This window comes from Achromobacter sp. 1014246743 (assembly GCF_059760725.1).
Genome location: NZ_JCBANA010000024.1, coordinates 45370 through 67998, shown reverse-complemented (window position 1 = coordinate 67998; position 22629 = coordinate 45370). Strand labels below are relative to the sequence as shown.

At 62.3% G+C, this 22629-nt stretch carries 19 protein-coding genes; 3 read left to right on the top strand and 16 right to left on the bottom strand.

Going from position 1 to position 22629, the window contains the following annotated elements; genetic code table 11:
* Window position 1: 1 nt before the first annotated feature.
* Window positions 2-589 carry a cysteine dioxygenase family protein gene (locus AC6LJ2_RS12425; protein WP_445659229.1) on the bottom strand — a complete coding sequence of 196 codons (588 nt, stop codon included), beginning with the start codon at window positions 587-589 and terminating at the stop codon, window positions 2-4.
* Between the two features lie 122 nt (window positions 590-711).
* On the opposite strand from AC6LJ2_RS12425, the gene AC6LJ2_RS12420 reads away from it, so the two are divergent.
* Window positions 712-1605 carry a LysR substrate-binding domain-containing protein gene (locus AC6LJ2_RS12420; RefSeq protein WP_263915290.1) on the top strand — a complete coding sequence of 298 codons (894 nt, stop codon included), beginning with the start codon at window positions 712-714 and terminating at the stop codon, window positions 1603-1605.
* On the opposite strand, the gene AC6LJ2_RS12415 is transcribed toward AC6LJ2_RS12420, so the two are convergent.
* From AC6LJ2_RS12415 to AC6LJ2_RS12380, 8 genes are all read right to left on the bottom strand, one after another.
* The gene (locus AC6LJ2_RS12415; RefSeq protein WP_445657868.1) at window positions 1599-2603 is read right to left on the bottom strand and encodes an asparaginase; all 1005 of its coding nucleotides are present in this window, start codon (window positions 2601-2603) and stop codon (window positions 1599-1601) included. The genes AC6LJ2_RS12420 and AC6LJ2_RS12415 overlap by 7 nt on opposite strands.
* Window positions 2596-3513 carry a ParB/RepB/Spo0J family partition protein gene (locus AC6LJ2_RS12410; protein ID WP_263915292.1) on the bottom strand — a complete coding sequence of 306 codons (918 nt, stop codon included), beginning with the start codon at window positions 3511-3513 and terminating at the stop codon, window positions 2596-2598. The genes AC6LJ2_RS12415 and AC6LJ2_RS12410 overlap by 8 nt, the downstream gene beginning before the upstream one ends.
* Window positions 3514-3556: 43 nt before the next feature.
* On the bottom strand, window positions 3557-4378 hold the full coding sequence (locus AC6LJ2_RS12405; RefSeq protein ID WP_498151449.1) for a GNAT family N-acetyltransferase: 822 nt from the start codon (window positions 4376-4378) through the stop codon (window positions 3557-3559).
* 9 nt (window positions 4379-4387) lie between these two features.
* Window positions 4388-5188, bottom strand: a complete 801-nt coding sequence (locus AC6LJ2_RS12400; RefSeq protein ID WP_263915294.1) for a ParA family protein — start codon at window positions 5186-5188, stop codon at window positions 4388-4390.
* Window positions 5185-5874: a 16S rRNA (guanine(527)-N(7))-methyltransferase RsmG gene (gene rsmG / locus AC6LJ2_RS12395; RefSeq protein ID WP_498151448.1), complete on the bottom strand. Its 690-nt coding sequence runs from the start codon at window positions 5872-5874 to the stop codon at window positions 5185-5187. The genes AC6LJ2_RS12400 and rsmG overlap by 4 nt, the downstream gene beginning before the upstream one ends.
* Complete coding sequence (mnmG, locus tag AC6LJ2_RS12390; RefSeq protein WP_263915296.1) at window positions 5871-7790, bottom strand: tRNA uridine-5-carboxymethylaminomethyl(34) synthesis enzyme MnmG; 1920 nt, start codon at window positions 7788-7790, stop codon at window positions 5871-5873. Before mnmG ends, rsmG begins: the two co-directional genes overlap by 4 nt.
* Window positions 7791-10447: 2657 nt before the next feature.
* Window positions 10448-10654, bottom strand: coding sequence for a cold-shock protein (locus AC6LJ2_RS12385; protein ID WP_006389561.1), 207 nt, complete (start codon window positions 10652-10654; stop codon window positions 10448-10450).
* Between the two features lie 234 nt (window positions 10655-10888).
* The gene (locus tag AC6LJ2_RS12380; protein ID WP_445659230.1) at window positions 10889-11923 is read right to left on the bottom strand and encodes an AbrB family transcriptional regulator; all 1035 of its coding nucleotides are present in this window, start codon (window positions 11921-11923) and stop codon (window positions 10889-10891) included.
* Between the two features lie 114 nt (window positions 11924-12037).
* On the opposite strand from AC6LJ2_RS12380, the gene AC6LJ2_RS12375 reads away from it, so the two are divergent.
* Window positions 12038-13204, top strand: coding sequence for a pyridoxal phosphate-dependent aminotransferase (locus AC6LJ2_RS12375; protein WP_498151447.1), 1167 nt, complete (start codon window positions 12038-12040; stop codon window positions 13202-13204).
* A 73-nt stretch (window positions 13205-13277) separates the two neighbouring features.
* Here AC6LJ2_RS12375 and AC6LJ2_RS12370 read toward each other — a convergent pair whose 3' ends face one another.
* The 5 genes from AC6LJ2_RS12370 to AC6LJ2_RS12350 form a co-directional block, all read right to left on the bottom strand.
* Entirely contained in the window at window positions 13278-14804 is a 1527-nt protein-coding gene (locus AC6LJ2_RS12370; RefSeq protein ID WP_263915298.1) for a tripartite tricarboxylate transporter permease, read from the bottom strand.
* Window positions 14801-15238 (bottom strand): tripartite tricarboxylate transporter TctB family protein, encoded by a 438-nt coding sequence (locus AC6LJ2_RS12365; RefSeq protein ID WP_498151446.1) that lies wholly within the window; start codon window positions 15236-15238, stop codon window positions 14801-14803. Before AC6LJ2_RS12365 ends, AC6LJ2_RS12370 begins: the two co-directional genes overlap by 4 nt.
* A 114-nt stretch (window positions 15239-15352) precedes the next feature.
* Window positions 15353-16351: a Bug family tripartite tricarboxylate transporter substrate binding protein gene (locus tag AC6LJ2_RS12360; RefSeq protein ID WP_445657871.1), complete on the bottom strand. Its 999-nt coding sequence runs from the start codon at window positions 16349-16351 to the stop codon at window positions 15353-15355.
* 111 nt (window positions 16352-16462) lie between these two features.
* Complete coding sequence (locus tag AC6LJ2_RS12355) at window positions 16463-17839, bottom strand: sensor histidine kinase N-terminal domain-containing protein (RefSeq protein ID WP_263915344.1); 1377 nt, start codon at window positions 17837-17839, stop codon at window positions 16463-16465.
* A 97-nt stretch (window positions 17840-17936) separates the two neighbouring features.
* The gene (locus AC6LJ2_RS12350; RefSeq protein WP_263915301.1) at window positions 17937-18614 is read right to left on the bottom strand and encodes a response regulator; all 678 of its coding nucleotides are present in this window, start codon (window positions 18612-18614) and stop codon (window positions 17937-17939) included.
* Window positions 18615-19106: 492 nt separating this feature from the next.
* Here AC6LJ2_RS12350 and AC6LJ2_RS12345 point away from each other — a divergent pair, with 492 nt between their 5' ends.
* Window positions 19107-20498, top strand: a complete 1392-nt coding sequence (locus AC6LJ2_RS12345) for a ClcB-like voltage-gated chloride channel protein (protein WP_498151445.1) — start codon at window positions 19107-19109, stop codon at window positions 20496-20498.
* Between the two features lie 224 nt (window positions 20499-20722).
* Here AC6LJ2_RS12345 and AC6LJ2_RS12340 read toward each other — a convergent pair whose 3' ends face one another.
* Window positions 20723-21187 carry a GNAT family N-acetyltransferase gene (locus AC6LJ2_RS12340; RefSeq protein ID WP_498151444.1) on the bottom strand — a complete coding sequence of 155 codons (465 nt, stop codon included), beginning with the start codon at window positions 21185-21187 and terminating at the stop codon, window positions 20723-20725.
* 7 nt (window positions 21188-21194) lie between these two features.
* On the bottom strand, window positions 21195-22547 hold the full coding sequence (gene mnmE / locus AC6LJ2_RS12335) for a tRNA uridine-5-carboxymethylaminomethyl(34) synthesis GTPase MnmE (RefSeq protein WP_263915304.1): 1353 nt from the start codon (window positions 22545-22547) through the stop codon (window positions 21195-21197).
* Between the last annotated feature and the right edge of the window lie 82 nt (window positions 22548-22629).

Sequence of the window (22629 nt, the reverse complement as noted above, 5' to 3'; positions counted from 1 at the left end):
GTCAGCGACGCGTCTGCACGCCGATCGGCATGACTTTGCAGGTGCCGGCGGCCAGGTCGAAGGCCAACCGCTCGGTCAGCGTTTCCAGCGCGCGGCCGTACATGTGCAGATGGCGGATGACGCTGTCGCCCTGGATCTCGACCGCGTGGATGTCGTCGGGCATCAGCGCAATGCCGCTACCCGGGCCGACCACCACGGTGCCGGTCTTTTCAAGATGCCCCACGCCCGGCACCGAGCCGTCGTCGGTGCGGTCGTAGACGTAGTTGTATTCCACCCCTTCCACGGCCGCGATACAGGCCCAGGTGGTGTGGTTGTGCGGCACGATCTGCTTGCCCGGCCGCATCACGTTCAGGTACAGCGCGTACTGCTTGTCGGCGTCTTCGCTGATCAGGTAGCGCGCCTGGCGCTCGCCTTCTTCCGGCGCCGGGTAGCGATCCTGGGCCCACCAGTCGGCGTGGCCGGCCAGTTGGATCAGCTGGTCCAGCACGACCTTCAAGCTGTCACGGTTCAGGCCCTTATTTCCTAAAGTATTTTTAATATTTCCAACGGTGCTGTCGATGCCCTGCTGGTGAGGATGCGCATTACCCACAGTGACTTTCCCTCTTGTTTCATGAGTTATTTCGATCACTGTATCGCCCTGCGCGGGGCGGAACAATTTAAATTGCCTTAAGATTCCATAAGCATTGCTAATACTTTTCGATCTCAAGGGATATGCGCAATCTGGATCTGGACCTGCTGCGCACGCTGACGGCGATCGCGCGCTACGACACGTTCTCCGAAGCGGCCAACCGGCTGCACAAGACACAATCGGCCGTCACGCAGCAAATGCAACGCCTGGAAGCCGCTATCGGCTTGCCGCTGTTCGAAAAGCAGGGGCGCAACAAGGTCTTGTCCACCCATGGCCGGCGATTGGTCGAATATGCACGCCACATGCTGGCCATCAACGACGAGGCGCTGCGCGCGCTGCAGGACGGGCCCCTGGAAGGCGATTTGCGATTGGGCGCGCCGCTGGACGTCGCCGACACCATCCTACCCACGTTGCTGACGCACATCGCGCGTTCGGCGCCCCGCGTGAAACTCGAAATCCGCGCCGACCGCAGTCCGTTCCTGATGGACGCACTGCGGGCAGGCGAACTCGACCTGACGATTTCAACCCGCTTTGACCAGGATTTCGAGGGCGTGGCGCTGCGCACCTCGCCCACCGTCTGGCTGGCGTCGGCCGACTATGTGCACGATGTGAGCGCGCCCGTGCCGCTGGTGCTCGCCGACGAGCCCAGTATCTTTCGCCGCCTGGCGCTCACCGCGCTGGAACAGGCGCAGGTACGCTGGCACACCAACTACGTGGCGCCGAACCTGGTGGGCATCAAGGCCGCGCTGCGGGCAGGCCTGGGCGTGACGGCACGCAGCGTGGAACTGCTGGGGCCGGAAATGCGGGTGCTGGGAGAAAAGGAAGGCCTGCCGCCCTTGCCGGACGTGACGTACTTCCTGTGGATAAGGCGCGATCTGATCAATCCGCTGACGCGGCAGGTCTATGACATGCTCAAGGCCAGCCTGGGACTGGCGCGGCACGCAGACGCCACCGCCAACCCCGCAAGCCTTCAATAGCGGTCGAAGTAACCCTGCACGACCGCAGGGTCGCGGCTGACGCACAGGGCCAGCATCAGCAGGATGCGGGCCTTCTGCGGGTTCAGGTCGCGGGCGGCGGCAAAGCCCCGCGCCGCGTCGTCCAGTTCGACGTCACGCGCCACCAGGCCGCTGCCGGTGCGGCTGGACCGCACCACTGCCACGCCATCGGCAGCCGCGCGGGTCAGGGCGTCCACAGCCAGGTCGGTGGCATTGCCATCGCCTACGCCGGCCAGCACGATGCCGTCCGCCTTGCCGGCGACGAATGCAATGACATCGGCTTGCAGATTGGCGTGCGCATAGACGATGTCCACGCGTGGCCACCCAGCCTTTTCCAACAATGCGAGTGAAAACTCGCTTTGTGCCGTATGCGTGGTGGTGTTGCGCGAATAGAAGCACGGCACACCGCCATGCATGACGCCTGCGCGACCGCGGTTGGGCGACGCGAAGGCGCTGATGCCGGCGCTGGCGACCTTCTGGATCTCGCGCGCGTAGTGCACGTCTTCGTTCATGACGACCAGCGGACCCCGACCGCGCGCGTCGGGATGCCGAGCCAGCGCGACAGCGTTGTACAGGTTCGCGGGGCCTTCGGCGCCCAGCGCGGTAGCGGGACGCATCGCCCCCACCAGCACCACCGGTTTGTCGTGCTGGATCACCAGGCTGAGAAAGTACGCGGTTTCTTCAAGCGTATCCGTGCCGTGCGTGATGACGATGCCGGCCACCGATGCGTCGGCGCATAGCGCATCCACGCGTTGCGCCAACGTGCGCCAGACGTCGTGCGTCATATTCTGGCTACCTACGTTGGCCACCTGTTCGGCGCGGATGTCCGCCAGGCCCGCCAACTGCGGCACGGCAGCCAGCAGATCACCTACCGAGAATGAGCCTGCCTTGTAGCCCGCGGCGGTCGCATCGGCCTGGGCGCCGGCAATGGTGCCACCCGTAGCCAATACCGCAATGACCGGCAAAGCCATATCAGGCATCGACCACTCCGGACAGGCCTTGACGCTCGAGCAGCGAATTCAGGTGTTCCCAGCCGTGGAAGTCGATGACGATCTGGCCCTTTTCCTTGGCACCCACCTTCAGCGCGACACGGGTGCCCAGGTGGTCGGACAGGGCCTCTTCGAGGCGCGTCAGGTCGCGCGACGCGCCGTTCGTCTTTTTCTTGGGCGAGGCGGCTGTCTCGGCTTCTTTGGCGGTCTTGGCGACCAGCTTTTCGGCTTCGCGCACCGACAGGCGACGTGCGATGATCTGGTTGGCCAGCTGGATCTGCGTGGCGGCATCCACGGCCAGCAGCGCGCGCGCATGACCCATGTCGACGTCACCCGCCAGCAGCATGGTCTGCACCGCGGCTGCCAGGTTCAACAGGCGCAGCAGGTTGCTGGTGGCCGAACGCGAGCGGCCGATGGCCTGGGCGGCCTGCTCGTGGGTCAGGCCGAATTCGTCGAGCAGGCGGCGCACGCCATGCGCTTCTTCGAGCGGGTTCAGGTCTTCACGCTGGATGTTTTCGATGAGCGCCATGACGGCCGCATTTTCATCGGCGACTTCGCGCACCAGCACCGGCACTTCTTTCAGCCCGGCGAGCTGCGCCGCACGGAAACGGCGCTCGCCCGCGATGATCTCGTAGTGGCCGGGCGCCTCGCCCAGCGCGCGCACAAGAATGGGTTGCATGATTCCTTGTGTGCGTATCGATTCGGCCAGCTCGCCCAGCGCGCCCTCGTCCATGCGAGTGCGCGGCTGATACTTGCCGGCCCGCATCTTCGAAACAGGCAAGGTGGACGGCAGACCCTCGGGCTTGGCCGCAGCCTTGCCGATATTGTCAATGGCGGGCGCGTCGGCGCCCAGCAAGGCGTCAAGTCCGCGACCCAAACCCTTGGGTTTCTTGGTGGCCATAGTTAAATCCTCTTTCCTTCTGTTTTTGTATCCCGAGCCAGGCTCAGGCGTCCGCCTGCTCGGCGGGCAGGCGGTACCAATACGCGTAACAGTCTTTGAAACCGTAGCGGCCGTACAAGGCGCGCGCCGCGGTGTTTTCCGGCTCTACCTGCAAATATGCCGTGGTGGCCCCGCCCGTGGCGGCGCTTGCCAACAGATGTTCGACCAGCATGGCGGCATGGCCCCTGCGCCTTTGCGCAGGATCCGTCACCACATCGAACAGCCCCACGACATCGCCGTCGCGTACGGCCATGCCAGCGGCCACACAGTGTCCGGCGCTGTCCGAGGCCAGCACCGGCATGATATCCACAGCCAAGCCTTCGAGGCGCGCCTGGTGCTCGGCGATGTGCTCCGCCCGGGAATCACGCATGCGTCCGACCGCCGCCGCGAATCGGGCAGCGTCCACTGTCTTGAAAAGCAGATCGCCCCGGGCGCCAGGCCTGGGGGCGAGCGGCATGCTCATGACTCGGGTCTCGCCAGTGAGGATGTAACCACGGGACTCCAGCTCGGCGTCCAGGGCGAAATCGGGACCGATGGAGGTGATGCGCAGCACCATGGGCAAGCCATGGCGCGCATACAACGATGAACAATACGCCAGCCGCTCGTCCAGCGGACGTGTGGATAACCCCAGCACATTGATGCTGCGTACCCGTTTGGCGGACGATGGCGACAACCGCACCAGCCAGCCGTCGTAGAGCACCTGGGCGCGCACCGCCGTAGCATTGAGCGCGGCCTCTTCGAGCCGCACGCGCAGCGCATCGCGCACGTCGGCGGGCGGCGTGCGGGGCAAAGCGTCGGAGGGCGAATGGCGCGGTGCGACGGACATGCTTACGGCTTATTTATTGAGATCGCGAACGCGTTCGATCATTTCGGCGCCGAAGGCGATGTAGGCCTGCGCCCCCCGCGAGGCGCGATCGTAGACCACGCCGGGCATGCCATAGCTGGGCGCCTCGGCCAGGCGCACGTTGCGCGGCACGACGGTCTTGAAGACCTTGTCGCCGAAGTGCGCTTCGAGCTGCGCAGACACCTGCTGTTGCAGCGTCATGCGCGGGTCGAACATGACACGCAACAAACCGATGACGCGCAGGTCGTCGTTGATGTTGCGGTGTACGCGCTTGATCGTGTTGACCAGGTCGGACAAGCCTTCGAGCGCGAAATATTCGCACTGCATCGGGATGATGACGCCGTGCGCCGCGGCCAGGCCGTTCAACGTCAGCAGCGACAAGGTGGGCGGGCAGTCGATCAGGACGAAATCGTATTGGGTGGCCACGGTGTCGATGGCGGCCTTGAGCTGACGCTCGCGTTCGTCCATCTGCACCAGGTCGATCTCGGCGCCGGACAATTCACGGTTGGCGGGCAACACGTCATAGCCGCCCGATTCCGAGCGCACGCGCGCCTGCTCGATCGTGGATTCACCGATCAGCACCTGGTACAGGTTCGACTCGAGCGAATTCTTGTCGATGCCGCTGCCCATCGTGGCGTTGCCTTGCGGGTCCAGGTCCACCAGCAGCACGCGTTGCTTGTGCGTCGCCAGGCCCGCCGCCAGATTGATGGCGGTCGTCGTCTTGCCCACACCACCCTTTTGATTGGCGATGCAGAAAACACGGGCGGATGAGCTGGGGGGTAAGTTCTTCATAGGGTTCCTTGACTGCGGCGCATCCAGATCAGGCAGCGTTCTGCTTGCAGCTCCGGCACCCGGAGTTGCTGAATATGGTCGACTTGCCATTCCCCGCGCGCGTGCAGCGCTGCGATCTCATCATCGGGGACCTTGCCCTTCATGGCGACGAGGGTACCATCGTTGCCCACGTGCCTGCCCGCGAGCATTGCAAAATCATCCAAAGAAGCGAAGGCGCGCGACGTCACAATGTTGCAGTTGGCAGGGTCCAGCGTTTCGATACGTGCATGGCGGGCCTGCAGGTTGGGCAAGGCCAGGGCGCCGCTCATCTGCCGGACGAATGCGGTTTTCTTTTCTACAGCATCGATGCAGGTCACGGACCATGCGGGCCGCATGACGGCCAGGACGACCCCGGGCAGGCCCCCCCCCGATCCCACGTCGTAGATCCTGGCCGGCGTGCCAGGCTGGCCCAGCGCGTCGCTGAACGGGCCCACCGCGGCCAGACTGTCGAACAGGTGCTGCACCAGCATCTGCTGCGGATCGCGAATGGCGGTCAGGTTATAGGTTCGGTTCCAGCGCTGCATCTGCGCCAGGTAGTCGAGCAGCTTGGCGGCCGCGTCGGCATCGGCCTGCAGCCCCAGTTGCTCGAATGCACGGGAGAGACGGCCGGCCATGTCTGCGCCGGCCGGATCGGGATGGGCGCTCATGCGGCTTGCTTGCGCGAGCCGTAATGCAGGCGCTTGAGGTGAATGAGCAGCAGCGAGATCGCCGCCGGTGTCACGCCCGAAATCCGGGCGGCCTGGCCGATGGTCTCGGGCCGGTGAGTCTTGAGCTTCTGGCGCACTTCGAACGACAGGCTGGTCACGGCGTCGTAATCGACGTCCGCCGGAATGGGCTGTTGTTCGTGGGCAATCTGCTTTTGCACTTCATCTTGCTGGCGCGCAATGTAGCCGGCGTACTTCACCTGGATCTCGACCTGCTCGGCCAGCACCTCGTCGGCCACCACGCCGGGACCGGCCAGCAGCGTGCCGTCGATATTGCGGGCGGCCATCAGGGCTTCATAGGAAACATTCGGGCGTTTCAGCAGATCTGCTAGTGAGTACTCACGTTCAATCGCCTTGCCCAGCAAGGGCTCTGCCACTTCCAGCGGCAACAAGCGCGGATTGACCCAGGACGACTTCAAACGTTCGACCTCGGCGGCCACCGCATCGCGCTTGCGATTGAAGGCTTCCCAGCGGGCGTCGTCGACGATGCCGAGCTGCCGGCCGATTTCGGTCAGGCGCAGGTCCGCATTGTCTTCACGCAGGCTCAAGCGGTATTCGGCTCGCGAGGTGAACATGCGGTACGGCTCGGTGACGCCGCGCGTCACCAGATCGTCGACCAATACGCCCAGGTAGGCTTCGTCGCGGCGCGGCGTCCACGGATCGCGCCCCAACGACTGCAGCGCGGCGTTCACGCCAGCCAGGAGTCCTTGGGCTGCGGCTTCTTCGTAGCCGGTGGTGCCGTTGATCTGACCCGCGAAGAACAGCCCGGAGATCGCCTTGGTTTCGAGCGTGCTCTTCAATCCACGTGGATCGAAGTAGTCGTATTCGATCGCGTACCCGGGGCGCAGGATGTGCGCGTGTTCCAGGCCGGGCAAAGAATGGATCAGCTCCAGCTGCACGTCGAACGGCAAGCTGGTCGATACGCCGTTGGGATAGACCTCGTGCGTGTCCAACCCCTCGGGTTCGAGAAAGACCTGGTGCGATTCCTTGTCGGCGAAACGGTGGATCTTGTCTTCGATGGACGGACAGTAACGCGGCCCCACCCCTTCGATCACCCCGCTATACATCGGCGAACGATCCAGCCCGCCGCGGATGATGTCGTGGGTACGCGCGTTGGTGTGGGTGATCCAGCAGGGCAACTGCCGAGGATGCATGGCCACATTGCCCATGTACGAGAACACCGGAATCGGATCCAGGTCACCCGGTTGCTCTTCCAGAATGCTGTAGTTGATGCTGCGACCGTCGATGCGCGGCGGCGTGCCGGTCTTCAAGCGGCCTTGCGGCAGCTGCAGTTCCTTCAGGCGCTGCCCCAGGGAAATAGCCGGGGGATCACCTGCGCGGCCACCGGAGTAATTCTGCAGACCCACGTGAATCAGGCCGTTGAGGAATGTACCGGCGGTCAGGACCACGGTCTTGGCCCGGAACTTGAGTCCGACTTGGGTCACGGCGCCGACCACACGGTCGCCTTCTACCATCAAGTCTTCCACCGCTTGCTGGAATAGCCACAAATTGGGCTGATTCTCCAGGCGGCCACGAATGGCTTGGCGGTACAGCACCCGGTCTGCCTGGGCGCGGGTCGCGCGCACGGCCGGCCCTTTCGAGCCATTAAGAATGCGGAACTGAATCCCCGCCTCGTCCGTCGCCAAAGCCATGGCACCGCCAAGGGCGTCAACTTCTTTGACGAGATGACCTTTGCCGATCCCGCCAATGGAGGGATTGCAAGACATCTGACCTAGGGTTTCGATGTTGTGGGTGAGCAGCAGCGTCTGGGCGCCAGCGCGTGCTGCAGCCAGCGCCGCCTCGGTGCCGGCGTGGCCGCCACCAACGACGATGACATCGAATTCGCGGGGATAATCCATGATGGGGAGGTAAGAGAGCGTTCGGTGCTCATTATAGAGGCAGGGGGGGCATGTTTCACGTGAAACATGGTTCGGTGCAGCAATGGGTCGCGCGGTCTTTCAATGTTCGTGTACAAAAGGCAACGGGCGAGCTGTCCGTCCGACCAAATATGTCGGCATTTGCCTCTGTTGATGGGAGTGTTCCACGTGGAACATCTGCGCGCCCTGCCCTGGCCAAGGTATGTTTCACGTGAAACATCGATAACTGGCTAGATTGTCAGATACCAGTCCATGACTGGTCACATGGTAGCCGGCATCACCAGCCCCTAATCGATTGAAGCCCCGCAGCGGAAATCGACTTCCAATTTGTCTTCTGGATGTATGTTTCACGTGAAACATCCACCGCGGCTCGCGACCTAGAGGCCTCTCGCCTCTGCCTGGACGGCTGCTACATCACATCAAATGCATCCCGACATAGGATCGTGGAGGAAGCAGGACGTGTGTTTCACGTGAAACAGCCCCCCTCCTATCTGACATAAGCCCAACTCTGCATTGCGCTTTACACGGGCATGCAGCGGTGGGCAACGGCACCGTAGGAGGCCAGCAGATGTTCCACGTGAAACATTAATTCGTAGCAATCGATCGTGCGCAGACCTACCCTGCCCGTGCAGGTCACTATTCCTTGAAGGCCCTAATGATCCAGACCACCGCACTCCCTGTGGGCAATGTTCCACGTGAAACATGGGCCATGTGCCACAAGCCATCCATCGCCTGGCGCCTTAAAACAATCCGCGCTGCGGTGTTTCACGTGGAACATATCGGATCAAGCAGGTCGACGGGCCAACGACCACATCCCAAGCAGCCACAAAGGCAAATAAAGCCACCGTATCGGGTACCTGGTCAACAAAACAACAGGTGCCCAACCCGACGTCACCAGCTCGGATCGACCGATCGGCAGCCTAAAAAATAAATGCCTTTCAGCACCCTACCTTACCCCTTACCCGAAAACATGGCGAATTTTCGAGTTTCACGTGAAACCTCGTGCTGCGTAGCCGTCGGAGGAACCACTCCGCCAACCGAAAATTTCACGATCCTCACGGAAGATTACGTCCGACCCGTATTCGGTTGACCATCTCCCGTCATCCGAATGAAACATAGCAAGGCAAAAATCTCGGGTTGTGCTGCAGGATTTCACCCCACTACGGGGCCTAAGCAAGGACCGGCTCGACACTTTCCTTATGCGTCCCCGCAATTGATCGCCACTCCGAACCACAACGAACCGGGCGCCGCTAGCCGATCAAAGATGCTCCCGACAAACAGCATGTCGGGCCGCTCCCGACAGCTTCGCCGCGCTCAGTGCGCCAAGCGTCATCGGTTTATCAACATGGAAATCCACAGCCCGCACCCGTTCCAGGGCTCCCGTTTCACGTGGAACAACTTTGGGGATAACTCGCAGCGAGCCCACGATCAGGTAGGAGAGATTGCCCGGTAATCGGCCACGAACGACCGCCGGCAATTCAATTACCCAGATTTGGCAAAACGCACAAAACGGCAATCCCTTCCCAGGAAAACTGTCTCTGCAGCCAACACGTAGCGCTACTTTTGCCCCGCTTGGCCTCGATCTCTGGACAGCTGGGCGACCCACCAACACCGCCACCAAAATCAGTGGAAAAAATTGTGGATAAGTCGGCTCTATCGCGCCAATAAGCTTTTTATTTATTTTTCATGCGTCCACAAGCCGTACCCATGTGACGCCCCGCCATGCGATGGATGCCGAGTTCGACGGGAACTTCGTATCCATCAAGAAGTCAAACCGCCGCCCTGTCTGGAACGGTCCGCAACGGACGCTGTACTTATCCCCACCCAAATCCAGAACTCGCATCACGCGCCTATCTGTGTACAAGTTATTGGGCACCCGTCGTTCAGCAAATATCTTGCCCGCCCCTTGCGCGCAACGCCATCATCCATTTGGCTGAGCCGGCATGCCGCCAAGCTGTGGAAAAGTCGCTGGAACACAATTCGGCGTGAATTCCGCTTCCACGTGAAATCCACAGCAAGGCGACCGTCGTACCGCCGGCCGCACCCTCGAAACGACGGATTCGGGCGGAGCGGGGATCGCTGACGACCGCTTTCCCCATTTCTATCCACAGGTTGAGCACCCGCCTTTTGGGTACTCAAGGCCTAATTCTGTGCATAACCGGGATGGGGATATCTTTGTGAACAACCGTCTCTCTGCAGAGAAAAAATGCTCCGCTTTGCACCGCAAGACTGGACCAAAACAGCCCACCCTGGGACGAACAATAATCCGTAAAATCGGCGTAACCACATGGTTTCCCTAGGGAAAAGCGCGGTTTCCCAGGGAACGGCCAGCCGCTGGCCTGGCGCCGACCGCCGCAAAATACCGGCGCTGGGTGCGCTTCTGGAAGCGTCGAAAAATGTGCAAAACCGTGGATTCGAAACCCGAGTTGCTTCATTACTGAGCACCCGGATACACATGCCCGAAAATAATTATCCACAAACTTATCCAAGGTTGGAGGATATGTTAGTGAACACTAACATTACGCCGAAAACGACGCCGCAGAATCTCCGACCGGAATGAAACAACGCCCCAGACCGTGAGGTTCTGGGGCGTCGTAGCCAGGCTTGGCCTGGCAGACGGGAAATTGGGATTTCCCGATTTAGAGCGGGCGAATTTCGGCCGCTTGAGGTCCTTTCGGACCATCCTTGACTTCGAATTCGACTTCCTGGCCTTCGTTCAGGCTGCGATAGCCGCGGCCCTGGATGGCGGAAAAGTGTGCGAAAACATCGGTACCGCCGGCGTCCGGCGTGATGAAACCGTAACCCTTGTCAGCGTTGAACCACTTAACTTTGCCCTTCTGAGCCATTTTCCTAGCGTCCTGTAATTAACTCGAAATGCAATGAATCAAGGACGCCGTGAGAACTGAACGACCGGTAGGGATACCTGCGTTGCTGCTGCGTTCTCGCATGCCGCAAAAGCAGCAGAACGAGTCCGCGCGCTGCTTGAATCAACTGCGGAATCAGCATACTCATCCGACATTACAGACTCATATAGTTGTTTACCCCAATGTCGTATTTTTCTGACTGGAAGCGCAATACCGTCACGCGGAATTAGCCTGCCGACGAGCCAGCAACGCGTACATCGGACCTGTCACGATTACCACGAACACCATGCGCGTAACGTGGAACGCAGTGACCACGGGAACCCCTAGCTGCAGCACTTTCGCGGTGATGGCCATCTCTGCAATGCCACCCGGTGTAGTGCCCAGGATCAACGTGGGAATAGGTGCCGCGGACCACAACGACAATAACGCGCCCAGGCCAAATGCCAACGCCAACGCAATGACCGTGAACACCGCTACCGCAGCGATGAAACGCGGTGCCGCACGAAAGAAATCGGGCCGGTATCGATCACCCAGCGACCACCCGATAAAGAGCTGGCCGATCTTGGGCACGACGTCCGGCAAGGCTGAAAATTCGATGCCATTGCTGGTGAGCAGCATCGCGACCAGCATGGGCCCCAGCACCCAAGGATTGGGCAACTTCAGCTTCATGAAGACGAGGCCTCCGATGCAGGTCAGGGCCACCAACGCGGCCAGACCGGCGCCATGCACGGTACGAGGTCCTGGCACCGTCGGGTCCAGGCCCGCCACGCCCCACCACTGGAAAATGAAGGGCACCGTCAACACCACCATCAGCACGCGAACGCTGTGCGCCGTCGCGACGCGATCAATACGCGCGCCGTGGCGCTCTGCCAAGCTGGCCATCTCGCTGGCACCGCCCATGGCGCAGGCAAACCACGCCGTCTTGAAATCGACATCGGTGTAGCGCCGCAGGATCGCGGTACCGATGAATGCCAGCGCCAATGCAAACAACATGCCGACGATGATCGGCCCGGCATTGGTGCCGATGTGCCCGATCACCTGCGGCGTGAAATACAGGCCCAGCGACGTGCCGATGACCCATTGCCCTGCATTGCGCGCCGGCCGTGGACACACCGTGCGAACACCCCCGATCCGCACCGCCGCCGTCAACAGCAGCGCGCCCAGCATCCAGGGCAGCGGGATGTGCGCCCACACCGCCAGCAAGGCCCCAGTCAACGCGATCGCCAATCCGCCGAAGACCCTCAACAACATGTTCTGCACCACGACACCGTCCACGCCATAAGCTCATGAGAAACCGGAATTATGAGTTAGTGGGATACTTACGAAAACTCCCGTGCATACCTAGCGTTCACCTTCGCGTCCACCATGATCCGATCCAAACTTCCCGACGTCGGCACCACCATTTTCACCGTCATGAGCCGCCTGGCCATCGAGCACAAGGCCATCAACCTGGGCCAGGGCTTTCCCGACTTCGATCCCGACCCGGCACTGTGTGCGTTGGTCAGCAAGGCCATGGCCAACGGCCATAACCAATATCCCTACATGCCCGGTGTGGCACCGCTGCGCGAAGCCATTGCCGCGAAGACACAGGCCTTGTATGGCCGCGCCTACGATCCCGAAACCGAGATCACCGTGACCAGCGGCGCCACCGAGGCGCTCATGGCCACGGTGCTGGCCGCCGTGAACAGTGGCGACGAAGTCGTGGTCATCGAACCCTGCTACGACTCGTACCTGCCCGCCATTCGCCTGGCCGGCGGCACGGCCGTGCCGGTGCCGCTACGCGCCCCCACCACTGACGACCCCTACTACCGCATCGACTGGCAGCGTGTGCGCGACGCCATCACGTCCAGGACGCGCCTGTTGATGCTGAACTTCCCGCACAACCCCACCGGTGCAGTGCTGGACGAAAGCGACCTGGACGCGCTGGAAGCCATCGTTCGCGACACCGGCGTGCTGCTGGTGTCCGACGAGGTCTACGAACACATCGTGTTCGACGGCAAACCGCACGCCAGCGTGGCGCGTCGTCCGCTGCTGGCCGAACATGCCTTCGTCATTTCCTCATTCGGCAAGACGTACCACACCACCGGCTGGAAGATCGGCTATTGCTGCGCGCCGCGCCAGTTGAGCGCCGAACTGCGCAAGGTGCACCAGTTCATGGTGTTCACCGTGCCCTCGCCGATGCAATTCGCCCTGGCCGAATTCATGCGCGATCCCAAGCCTTACCTGGACCTGCCCGCCTTCTATCAAGCCAAGCGCGACCGCCTGGCGCAAGGCCTGGCCAAGACGCGCTTCAAGCCGCTGCCCAGCCCCGGCACGTTCTTTATGCTGGCCGATTACAGCGACATCTCCAAGCAAAGCGAAGCCGATTTCGCGCGCGACCTGACGGTGCGTCATGGCGTAACGGTGATTCCGGTTTCGGCTTTCTACCAAAAGCCCGATGCGCCCGAATCCAACCACCGCATCGTGCGCTTCTGCTTCGCCAAGAAGGACGCCACGCTGGATGCCGCGCTGGACCGCCTGGCGCAAGTCTGATCACGCTCGATGTCATGCAGAAAAAGCCCCGCAAGGGGCTTTTTCATTCGCGCAGCACTTCTCGCCGCACACCTCACACCGGCTCGGCAGCATTCTTCCTGGCCCGTCGCACGCGGCGCATGACTTGCGGCACCACCACCACAGCACCGGCAGCCACCCACAACGCAATCGCGACGGGGCTGGAGAACAGCACCGACACGTTGCCGTCGGTCATCGACAAGGCGCGGCGCAGGTTCTGTTCCATCATGTTGCCCAGCACCACGCCCAGCACCAACGGCGCCATCGGCACACCGAATTTTCGCAACAGGTAGCCCAGCGTGCCGATGGCCGCGACCAGCACCAGGTCGAACGTCCCGGCATTGATGGCATACACCCCGATGTAGCTGATGCACAGGATGCCCGGCACCATCAGCCAGCCCGGCACCGACAGCACCTTCGAGAACACACGCACCAGCGGCACGTTCATGATGAACAGCAGCACGTTGGCCACGAACAGCGAAGCAATCAGCCCCCACACCAGTTCGGGCTTGGATTCGAACAACACCGGACCCGGCGTGATGTTGTAGAGCGTCAGCGCGCCCATCATCACCGCGGTGGTGCCGGATCCCGGCACGCCCAACGTCAGCATCGGTACGAACGAACCGATGGCCGATGCGGTGGCGGCCGCTTCCGGCGCCACCAGGCCGCGCATGTCGCCGCGCCCAAACTTGGCGTCCGGGTCCTTGGCCTCGATGATGCGCTTCTCTTGCGAGTACGCCACGGCGGCCGCCACGCTGGCGCCAGCGCCGGGCAGCACGCCCACGCCGAAGCCCACAAAGGCGCTGCGCACGACGCTCCACCAGGTGAAAGCCATCTCTTTCAGATTGAAGATCTTGCGGCCGCTGGACTTGACTTCGACGCTATGCCCGGCCATTACCTTTTCCAGCATCTCCAACATTTCGCTGACCGCGAACAAGGCAATCACCACCACCACGAAATCGATGCCGTCGGCCAGGTGCACGGATTCGAAGGTATAGCGGTATACCCCCGAGTTCGCGTCCACGCCGATCACCGATATCGACAGCCCGATCATCGCGGCCAGCACGCCCTTCACGGGCTGCTTGCCGAGCAGGCTGGTCAGGCAGCAGAACGCGAAGATCATCAGCACGAAGTATTCGGCAGGGCCGAATGCCAACGCCCATTTGGCCAAGGTCGGCGCCAGCAGGACCACGCCCACCACCGACACCAACGCCCCAAAGAACGCCGACCATGCCGACAGCGACAAGGCCACGTTGGCCAGGCCCTGGCGTGCCAGCGGATAACCGTCCAGCGTCGTCATGATGGCGCTGGCCTCGCCCGGCACGTTGATCAGGATCGAGGTGATGCGGCCGCCATATTCCGCGCCGACATACACCGCCGCCAGCAGGATCAGCGCGGTCTCGGGTGGCAGGTTCATCGCAAACGCAATGGGGATCAGCATCGCCACGCCGTTGATCGGCCCCAGGCCGGGCAACACGCCCACCATGGTGCCGAAGAACGAGCCAATGGCCGCCACCAGGATGTTGGTCCAAGAGAACGCAACACCAAAGCCCATCGACAGGTGATCAAGAATTCCGCTCATATCAGGTTCTCCAGCAGCCCGCCGGGCAGGACCACGTCCAGCACCTTGTCGAACAGCACGAAAAAGAAAGCGCTCATGACGATGCCGCCGATGGCGCACTTGACCCAGCCGCCGCCGAACAGGCGGCCGACAAACACGGTCATCAACGCCGTGGCGATGATGAAGCCGAGCCACTGGAAGAGAAACGCGTACGCCGTGGCGAACAGCACCATCATCACGATGCGCACATTGGCGCCGGCCGGGTTGGCCTCGACGGGGTTGCCGCCCTTGTAGGCCAGTCGCAGGCCACACAGGCCGATGATCAATGCCAAGAGCAGCGGGAACGCGCGCGGCCCCACCGGTTCGTAGGCGAACGGCGCCTCAATGCCCCACCCCGCCCACGTCATGAAGGCCGCCAGCGCAAGCGCGGCGATGCCCAGGATGTGATCGTTCATGATCAGTTTTCCGTTGGTAGCAGGACCGCGCGGCGCAAGCCCGCCCCGGCCGCTGGCAGGGCCGGCGGCAGCGGGGTGCGCCTGCAGGCGCGGTCGTAAGGAATGCCTTGCGGCTTATTTCTTGACCAGGCCGAAGGAGTCGGCCAGTTCGGCGTACTGCTTGACCTGCTGCTTCACGTAGGCATCCAGGTCGGCGCCCGTCTTGTTGAAGGGGAACAGGCCCTGCTGTTCGCGCAGCTTGGAGAACTCGGGGGCGCTGGTGACACGATTGAACGCGGTCACCCAGAACTGGTAGTCGGCATCCGACACCTTGGGCCCCACATAGAAGCCGCGGATGATCGGCCAGACGATGTCGTAGCCCTGTTCCTTGGCGGTGGGCACGGTGCCCAGCTTACCCGGCAGGCGCTGGTCGTTGAACACGGCCAGCACGCGAATGGGCGCGCCACCCTCGAGCATGGTGAAGGCTTCGGCCGCATCGCCCATGTAGGCCTGGATGTGGCCGCCCCGCAAGGCCGTGACGGCCTCGCCGCCGCCTTCAAAGGCCACGAAGCGCATCTTCTTGAAATCGACGCCGGCCGCCTTGGCGGTCAATGCCGCCTTCATCCAGTCCTGGCTGCCCACCGTACCGCCGGCGCCCAGCACGATCTTGGTCGGGTCCTGCTTGAACGCGTCCATCAGGCCCTTCAGGTCGGTATAGGGCGAATCGTTGCGCACCACGGCCACTCCGTAGTCGGTGCCGATGGCCGCGAGCCAGCGCACGTCGTTGACGTTGTACTTGCCGAACTTGCCCTGCGCCAGGTTCAGCAGCGAGCCGCCCGAGAAGGCCACGATGGTGCCGGGCTCGTTGGGGTGCTGCGCCACGATGTTGTTGTAGGCCACCGCGCCAATGCCGCCGGGCATGTAGACGATGCGCATGGCGCTCTTGAGCGCGCCGCTTTGCTTCAAGCCTTCGGTGGCCAGGCGGCAGGTCAGGTCGAAACCACCGCCGGGCTGGGCCGGTGCGATGCATTCCGGGCGGCGGGGCTCGTCGGCCGCATGGGCGGCTCCCAGGGACAGGGTAATCGCGCCAAGCGCCGCAACGGCGGCCAGGCGCAGCTTCAGGCTGGTCTGCATTCTTGCGTCTCCGTGATTTATAGGTCTAGGTATGGCTGGCTACCCCGGCGACGTGCGGCAAGGCGGGTCCAGCGGATGCAACCGTACAGAACCGAAGCTTTCTAACACCTTTCAAAAACCGCCATTTTCCTGATGCGACGCAACATCGGCGTCGGATTCCAGGGAAAACACCAGGGACGCGCGCAGTCCCGGCAAGGGGGCACGGTTCTCCAGCACCAGGCGGGCTCCCAGAACCTGGGCGATGGTGACGACAATGGCCAACCCCAATCCCGCGCCGGGCTTGTTCTTGCCCGCCACGCCGCGGCGAAAGCGGACGCCGGCTCGGGCGATATCTTCGGCCGACATGCCCGGGCCGCTGTCTTCCACCGCCAAGTGGGCCTGGTTGGCCTGCCTGCGAACCAAAACGGTGACCATTCCGCCGGGCGCGGTGTAGCGGATGGCGTTGTCAACCAGGTTGCTGACCGCTTCGCGCAGCAGCCAGTCGGCGCCGCTGACCACCACGGGGCCTGGTTCGGCCTCCAGGCCGATGTCCAACTGCCGCGCCCGGGCGGTCGGCAGCAAGGTGCGGATCACCCCATCCGCCAGCTCGGCCAGGTCGACCGGTTCCAGCGAAAAGCCCCCTTCGGCCAGGGAAGCGTCTTTAGCGCGCGCCAGCGCCAGCATCTGGTTGGTGGTGCGTACTGCCCTGTCCAACCCCTCCTGCATCGCCAGAAGGGCTGTACGGACCTCCTGGGGGCATGTTTCCCGCAAGGCATAGGCGGTCTGGGTACGCAAAACCGACAGCGGCGTGCGCAATTGGTGCGAGGCGTCGTCCAGGAACTGACTCTGGACCCTCGCCTGGGCCGCGTAGCGGGCCATGTGGAGGTTTACGGCGCCCACCAGGGGCAGGACCTCACCTGGCAGGTCGGAAGCGCTGACGGGGCTTAAATCGTCTGCAGGACGCCTTTCCAGTTCTTGCCTCAGCCGTGCCAGGGGGCGCAACGCCATGAAAACGCCCAGGACGATCACCAGGACGCTGATCAGGATCACCGCCAGGTCACGCTCTACCGACCGCAGCAGCACCTGATGCAGGAACGCCTGGCGGCTTTCCAGGCCTTCGGCGACCTGGACGATAACCCGTCCCCCTTTGTTGGCGTAGAGCGGCGGATCCATCGCCCGCGCCAGCGCGGCGACCCGGACCGGGGTGCCCAGATACGACGCATAGAAAAACTGCGGTTCCCCGGAAATCAGCGGCTGCATGGGCATGGGCAGCCCGGGATGGCCGATTTCGGCCAGCCCGTCTTCGGTCGCCACCCGGTAGAACACGCTGCCATTGGCCGTCAGCTCGAAAAATTCCAGCATCAGGTATGGCTGCTCCATGGCTAATCCACCGCTGGCTGTGGATATGTTGTGGTCGATCGCGCGCAGCGCGCCAGCCAGCGAGCGATCGTAGGCAATGTCGACCTGGTTGCGCAGCTGGTGGTTCGACAGCCACAAGGCACCCATCATTACGAAAACCAGTGTGGGAATCAGCCACCAGAGAAGCTGGGTCTTCAGGGTCCGGGTACGGCCTTTTTTCCTGGAAAACCGGGTTTTTTCCGGAAAACTAGTTGTCAACAGCGTTCTCCAGGCAATAGCCCATGCCGCGCATGGTCGTGATCTGCACGCCTGTTTCCGCCAATTTTTTGCGCAACCTGTGCACAAGTACTTCGATGGCCTCGAGGTTGATGTCGGCATCGTCGGTCACGATCCGATCCAGGATCTGTTGCTTGTTGATGGGTTCGCCGCTTTTCTGGATCAGGACCCGAAGGACCGCGTGTTCACGTGGGGATAACTGCAAAGTCTGTCCCGAGACCGAAAATTTTTGCGCGGAAGTCTCGAAAACCAGGTTTCCCAGGGCAAGTCGCGGATGTTCGCGACCTCGGCTACGTCGTACCAACGCGATCAAACGCGCTTCCAACTCTTCCACAACAAACGGTTTCGGCAGGAAATCGTCTGCGCCCTGGTGAAGCGTCCCGATTTTTTCGGCCAATGAATCGCGCGCGGTCAGGACCAGCACCGGCGTACGGTCGTCCCGCGCGCGAATCTTCGCCAGCAAAGTGTGGCCATCCATGCCTGGCAATCCCAAGTCCAGCACGACCGCATCGAATTCTTCGACGGCCAACCTTCTTTCGGCAACCAGGCCGTCATCTGCCCACTCGACCACGAAACCCGCATGTCGGGCCAGGCTTCTGGCCAACCAGCGAGCAAGTTCAGCTTCGTCTTCTATCAGGAGGATGCGCATGGACGGAGTCCGGGGGGGCGTGGCTGGGAGCTAGGAGAAAGCATGTTTGTCTTTTCCCTGTATTTCTCTTTATATAAAGACTAATGATTAATAAGGCCTGTGGATAACTACCTTAACCTTGGAAACCCTTTCTTTTTCATGAGCTTGCGAGCGTTTTTGGCTGTGCAAGAACTCTGTGTGGGAAAAAAGTTGAAGTTGGACAAGATTTCGGGCCCGGCCCAAAACCCCCGCTTGTTCAACTTGCCTCCACACAATGTGCACAACCTGCCGCCTTAGGAGTTATCCACAGGCCCTTTTCTGAAAGCCCGGGCCGGAAGCGGCACTTTTACCCCGAAAAACAGCCCATTGCCTACCCTGGTTTTCGCCCCTTTCCAGCCTCGGAAAGGGCCCTGGAAGCGCTTGGGAAATCGGCCTCGCCAGGGGAGGAGTCCCTTCAGTGGTTGACGGTTGCCTGAACACAAAGTGAGCAGCTTTCCGCCGTAGAATCCGGCCATGCCACGACAAATTCGAATCAAGAAACCGGCCTGGGCGACCTGGCTGAGAGGCCGTTTGCTGGCCGACAACTTGCCCGCCACACTGTGCGCGGCGGCATTGATGGGACTGGCGGGCGCACTGGCCACCGTGATATTTCGAGAATTGCTGGGCGGCATCCAGATGCTGCTGGGCGGCGTGGACGAACCGCACGGCATGGTCTCGCTGGCCCGAGGCTTGTCCACCTGGCAACGATTCCTGCTGCCGGCGGTGGGCGGGGCGATTGCCGGGCTGATCCTGCAATGGGCGGCCAGCCGGCTGCCCAGGCGCGGCGCCGCTGACTATATGGAAGCGATCTCCATCGGCCGCGGTGTCATCGGTTTTCGGCAGACCGTGGCGCGCAGCATTTCTTCTTTGTTTTCAATCGGTTCCGGGGCATCGATCGGCCGTGAAGGCCCCATGGTGCAGCTGGCTGCGATGTTCTCTTCATTGTCCGGCCGCTACCTGGTGCTGCCGCCGCGCCATCTGCGCCTGCTGGTGGCCTGCGGCGCCACGGCCGGGATCACCGCGGCGTACAACGCGCCGATTGCCGGCGCCTTGTTCATTTCCGAAATCGTCTACGGCGCGATTTCGTCGGCCACCCTGGTTCCGCTGGTGGTGTCGTCGGTGGTCGCCAACATCGTGACCCGCCAGATCCTGCACTACGACGCGGTTTTCCATATGCCGCCGTTCGACTTCGTATCGGGCTGGGAAGTCATCAACTACCTGGGGCTGGGCCTGATCGCCGGCCTGGTGGCGCCGCAATTCCTGCGTTTTCTGGATGCGTCGAAGGCACTGTTTCGGCGTATGCCATTGCCGCTGTGGACCCGCATGGCGGCCGGCGGCCTGGTGGTGGGGGCGTTGTCGGTGTTCAAGCCCGAAGTCTGGGGCAACGGTTACAGCGTGGTGAACAGCATGCTGCACAGCGAGTGGGCCTGGCAGGCGGTGGCGGCGGTGCTGCTGTTCAAGATCGTGGCCACCGGCGCCAGCGTGGGCTCGGGGGCAATCGGTGGCGTGTTCACGCCGACGCTGTTCGTGGGGGCGGCGGTCGGCGCCCTCTATGGCAGCGGGTTGCATGCGCTGTTTCCCGCGGGTGACCTGTCTGCCGTGTCGAGTTATGCCGTGGTGGGCATGGGGGCGCTGCTCGCAGCCACGACGTATGCGCCGCTGATGTCGATACTGATGATCTTCGAGATGACGTTGAGCTACGAGGTCATGCTGCCGTTGATGCTCGCCTGCATTACGGGCTTTGTCATTGCGCAGAAAATTCGGCCGGATTCGGTGTATGCCAAGTCGTTGGCCAGCAATCGGATCGCTCGGGAACAGATCCGTGCAGCGCCGTCACTGCGTGCCGACAAGCTTGGGGAATCTTGATAAAAGTACTTGAATAAAGGGGTTCTGCATAAGGAATCCCCTTTTGTTTTTTTATGAGTAAAAGCTCATATTGTTATGATGGCCCGAGAAATGATGAAAGCGATATCGTCGAATCCATCGCTATTTTTCTTGGCGTTAAGAGTTGAAGATCATAAGCGCGCATGATTCATGCGCGCTTATGATCTTCAAGTAAATGAGTAATCACTCATTTATTGAGAGGGGTCTCATCGCAACGACTTGCTCATGAACACGCGCTTCAAGCCTATCTCTTCGGCGCGATGCGTTTCAACGTAGCCATAGCGTTGATAGATACCGATGTTCTCGGTCATCGATTCCTGCGTGTAAAGCCGTATCTGCCGATAGCCCGCCTGGCGCGCCTGAATCTCGGCCCACTGCATCAGTTCGCGTCCATACCCCTTGCCTTGCGCGGCCGGAGACACGGCCACGTTGTCGAGCAGCAAGCAGTCCGGCTCGCGCACCAACACCAGCACGGCCTGCACGCCGGTGTCGTCTTCCAGCACTTGCGTCTGGCCTTGCGAGATGCGTTGGCGGTAGTCGTCACGCATCGGGCCCGGCGTCGCGCCGATGCGGCCGATGTACGGGCGATACGCGTCGTGGACGATGCGTTCGATGACGGCCAGGTCGTCGGCGGTGGCGTGGCGGATGCGGTGGGGCGTGGCCGAAATCATGAATAGGCTATTTCCCGATGCAGAAGCTGGAAAAGATCTCCCCCAGCAGATCGTCGCTGGTGAATTTCCCCGTGATGCTCGACAGGCTGTCATGCGCCAGCCGCAGTTCTTCCGCGAACAGGTCCAGCACTCGGTCGTCCTGTTCCGCGTGTTCCGCGGCCAGGGCCAGGTGTTCGGCGGCGTCCTGCAGGGCGTGCAGGTGGCGTTCGCGGGCCAGCCAGGGGGATTCGGCGCCGGGGTTCCAGCCGGCGATCTGCAGCAGTTCGGCGCGCAGCGCGTCCAGGCCGGCGCCGCGCTTGGCGGAGATGCCAAGTTCGCCGGGGCCGGGCGTGAAGGCTGTGGATAACAGGTCGACCTTGTTGAACACCTTCAGCACAGGCGTGCGCGGCGGCAGGCGTGCAGTGATCTGGGCGTCGAGTTCGTCGCCGGGGGCGGTGGCGTCCTGCAGGTGCAGGATGACGTCGGCGCGTTCGATTTCCTGCCAGGTGCGGGCGATGCCGATGCTTTCGACGGTGTCGTCGGTTTCGCGCAGGCCGGCGGTGTCGACGATGTGCAGCGGCACGCCGTCGATATGGATCTGCTGCACCACTTTGTCGCGCGTGGTGCCGGCAATGGGCGTGACGATGGCGATGTCGTCGCCGGCCAGGGCGTTGAGCAGGCTGGACTTGCCGACGTTGGGCTGGCCGGCCAACACGACGTGCAGGCCTTCGCGCAGGATGACGCCCTGGCGGGCTTGGGCGATCAGGCGGTTCAGGTCGTCGGCCAGTTTTTCCAGCGTGGGACGGGCCTGGTATTTCTCGAGGAAGTCGATTTCTTCTTCGGGAAAATCCAGCGTGGCCTCGACCAGCATGCGCAGGTGAATGATGCGCTCGGACAGATCGTTGACGTGGGCCGAGAATTCGCCGGACAGCGAGGCCATGGCGCCGCGGGCAGCCGCCACCGACGAGGCTTCGATCAGATCGGCGACGGCTTCGGCCTGGGCCAGGTCCATGCGGTCGTTGAGGAATGCGCGGCGCGTGAATTCACCGGGTTCGGCCAGGCGAGCGCCCAGGTCGCGGCCCGCGGCCAGGCAGCTTTCCAGCACGCGGCGCAGCACGGCGGGGCCGCCGTGGCCCTGCAGTTCCAGCACGTCTTCGCCGGTATAGGAGTGCGGCGCGCGGAAGTACAGCGCAATGCCTTCGTCGAGCAGTTCGCCGTCCTGCGATTTGAATGGCAGGTAATGGGCATGACGCGGCGTGAGATCGCGTTGGAACAGGCGGCGCACCAATTCGGACAGGTCCGCACCAGAAACGCGCACGACGCCGATGCCGCCTCTTCCGGGGGCGGTTGCAATGGCGGCGATGGGGGCGTGGACAGACATATCAGGGACAAGGCTAAGCGAGAACAATAGGGGAATATAACTGTTGCGCGGCGGCTTGTTTGCTGGTTAAGGTGGCCCCGAG

What these genes read in the sequence shown, in the direction of transcription:
- AC6LJ2_RS12420 (WP_263915290.1), top strand. Translation starts at nt 712, where the DNA reads ATGCGCAATCTGGATCTGGACCTGCTGCGCACGCTGACGGCGATCGCG.
- AC6LJ2_RS12415 (WP_445657868.1), bottom strand. Translation starts at nt 2,603, where the DNA reads ATGCCTGATATGGCTTTGCCGGTCATTGCGGTATTGGCTACGGGTGGC.
- AC6LJ2_RS12410 (WP_263915292.1), bottom strand. Translation starts at nt 3,513, where the DNA reads ATGGCCACCAAGAAACCCAAGGGTTTGGGTCGCGGACTTGACGCCTTG.
- AC6LJ2_RS12405 (WP_498151449.1), bottom strand. Translation starts at nt 4,378, where the DNA reads ATGTCCGTCGCACCGCGCCATTCGCCCTCCGACGCTTTGCCCCGCACG.
- AC6LJ2_RS12400 (WP_263915294.1), bottom strand. Translation starts at nt 5,188, where the DNA reads ATGAAGAACTTACCCCCCAGCTCATCCGCCCGTGTTTTCTGCATCGCC.
- rsmG (WP_498151448.1), bottom strand. Translation starts at nt 5,874, where the DNA reads ATGAGCGCCCATCCCGATCCGGCCGGCGCAGACATGGCCGGCCGTCTC.
- mnmG (WP_263915296.1), bottom strand. Translation starts at nt 7,790, where the DNA reads ATGGATTATCCCCGCGAATTCGATGTCATCGTCGTTGGTGGCGGCCAC.
- AC6LJ2_RS12385 (WP_006389561.1), bottom strand. Translation starts at nt 10,654, where the DNA reads ATGGCTCAGAAGGGCAAAGTTAAGTGGTTCAACGCTGACAAGGGTTAC.
- AC6LJ2_RS12380 (WP_445659230.1), bottom strand. Translation starts at nt 11,923, where the DNA reads ATGTTGTTGAGGGTCTTCGGCGGATTGGCGATCGCGTTGACTGGGGCC.
- AC6LJ2_RS12375 (WP_498151447.1), top strand. Translation starts at nt 12,038, where the DNA reads ATGATCCGATCCAAACTTCCCGACGTCGGCACCACCATTTTCACCGTC.
- AC6LJ2_RS12370 (WP_263915298.1), bottom strand. Translation starts at nt 14,804, where the DNA reads ATGAGCGGAATTCTTGATCACCTGTCGATGGGCTTTGGTGTTGCGTTC.
- AC6LJ2_RS12365 (WP_498151446.1), bottom strand. Translation starts at nt 15,238, where the DNA reads ATGAACGATCACATCCTGGGCATCGCCGCGCTTGCGCTGGCGGCCTTC.
- AC6LJ2_RS12360 (WP_445657871.1), bottom strand. Translation starts at nt 16,351, where the DNA reads ATGCAGACCAGCCTGAAGCTGCGCCTGGCCGCCGTTGCGGCGCTTGGC.
- AC6LJ2_RS12355 (WP_263915344.1), bottom strand. Translation starts at nt 17,839, where the DNA reads ATGATGGGTGCCTTGTGGCTGTCGAACCACCAGCTGCGCAACCAGGTC.
- AC6LJ2_RS12350 (WP_263915301.1), bottom strand. Translation starts at nt 18,614, where the DNA reads ATGCGCATCCTCCTGATAGAAGACGAAGCTGAACTTGCTCGCTGGTTG.
- AC6LJ2_RS12345 (WP_498151445.1), top strand. Translation starts at nt 19,107, where the DNA reads ATGCCACGACAAATTCGAATCAAGAAACCGGCCTGGGCGACCTGGCTG.
- AC6LJ2_RS12340 (WP_498151444.1), bottom strand. Translation starts at nt 21,187, where the DNA reads ATGATTTCGGCCACGCCCCACCGCATCCGCCACGCCACCGCCGACGAC.
- mnmE (WP_263915304.1), bottom strand. Translation starts at nt 22,547, where the DNA reads ATGTCTGTCCACGCCCCCATCGCCGCCATTGCAACCGCCCCCGGAAGA.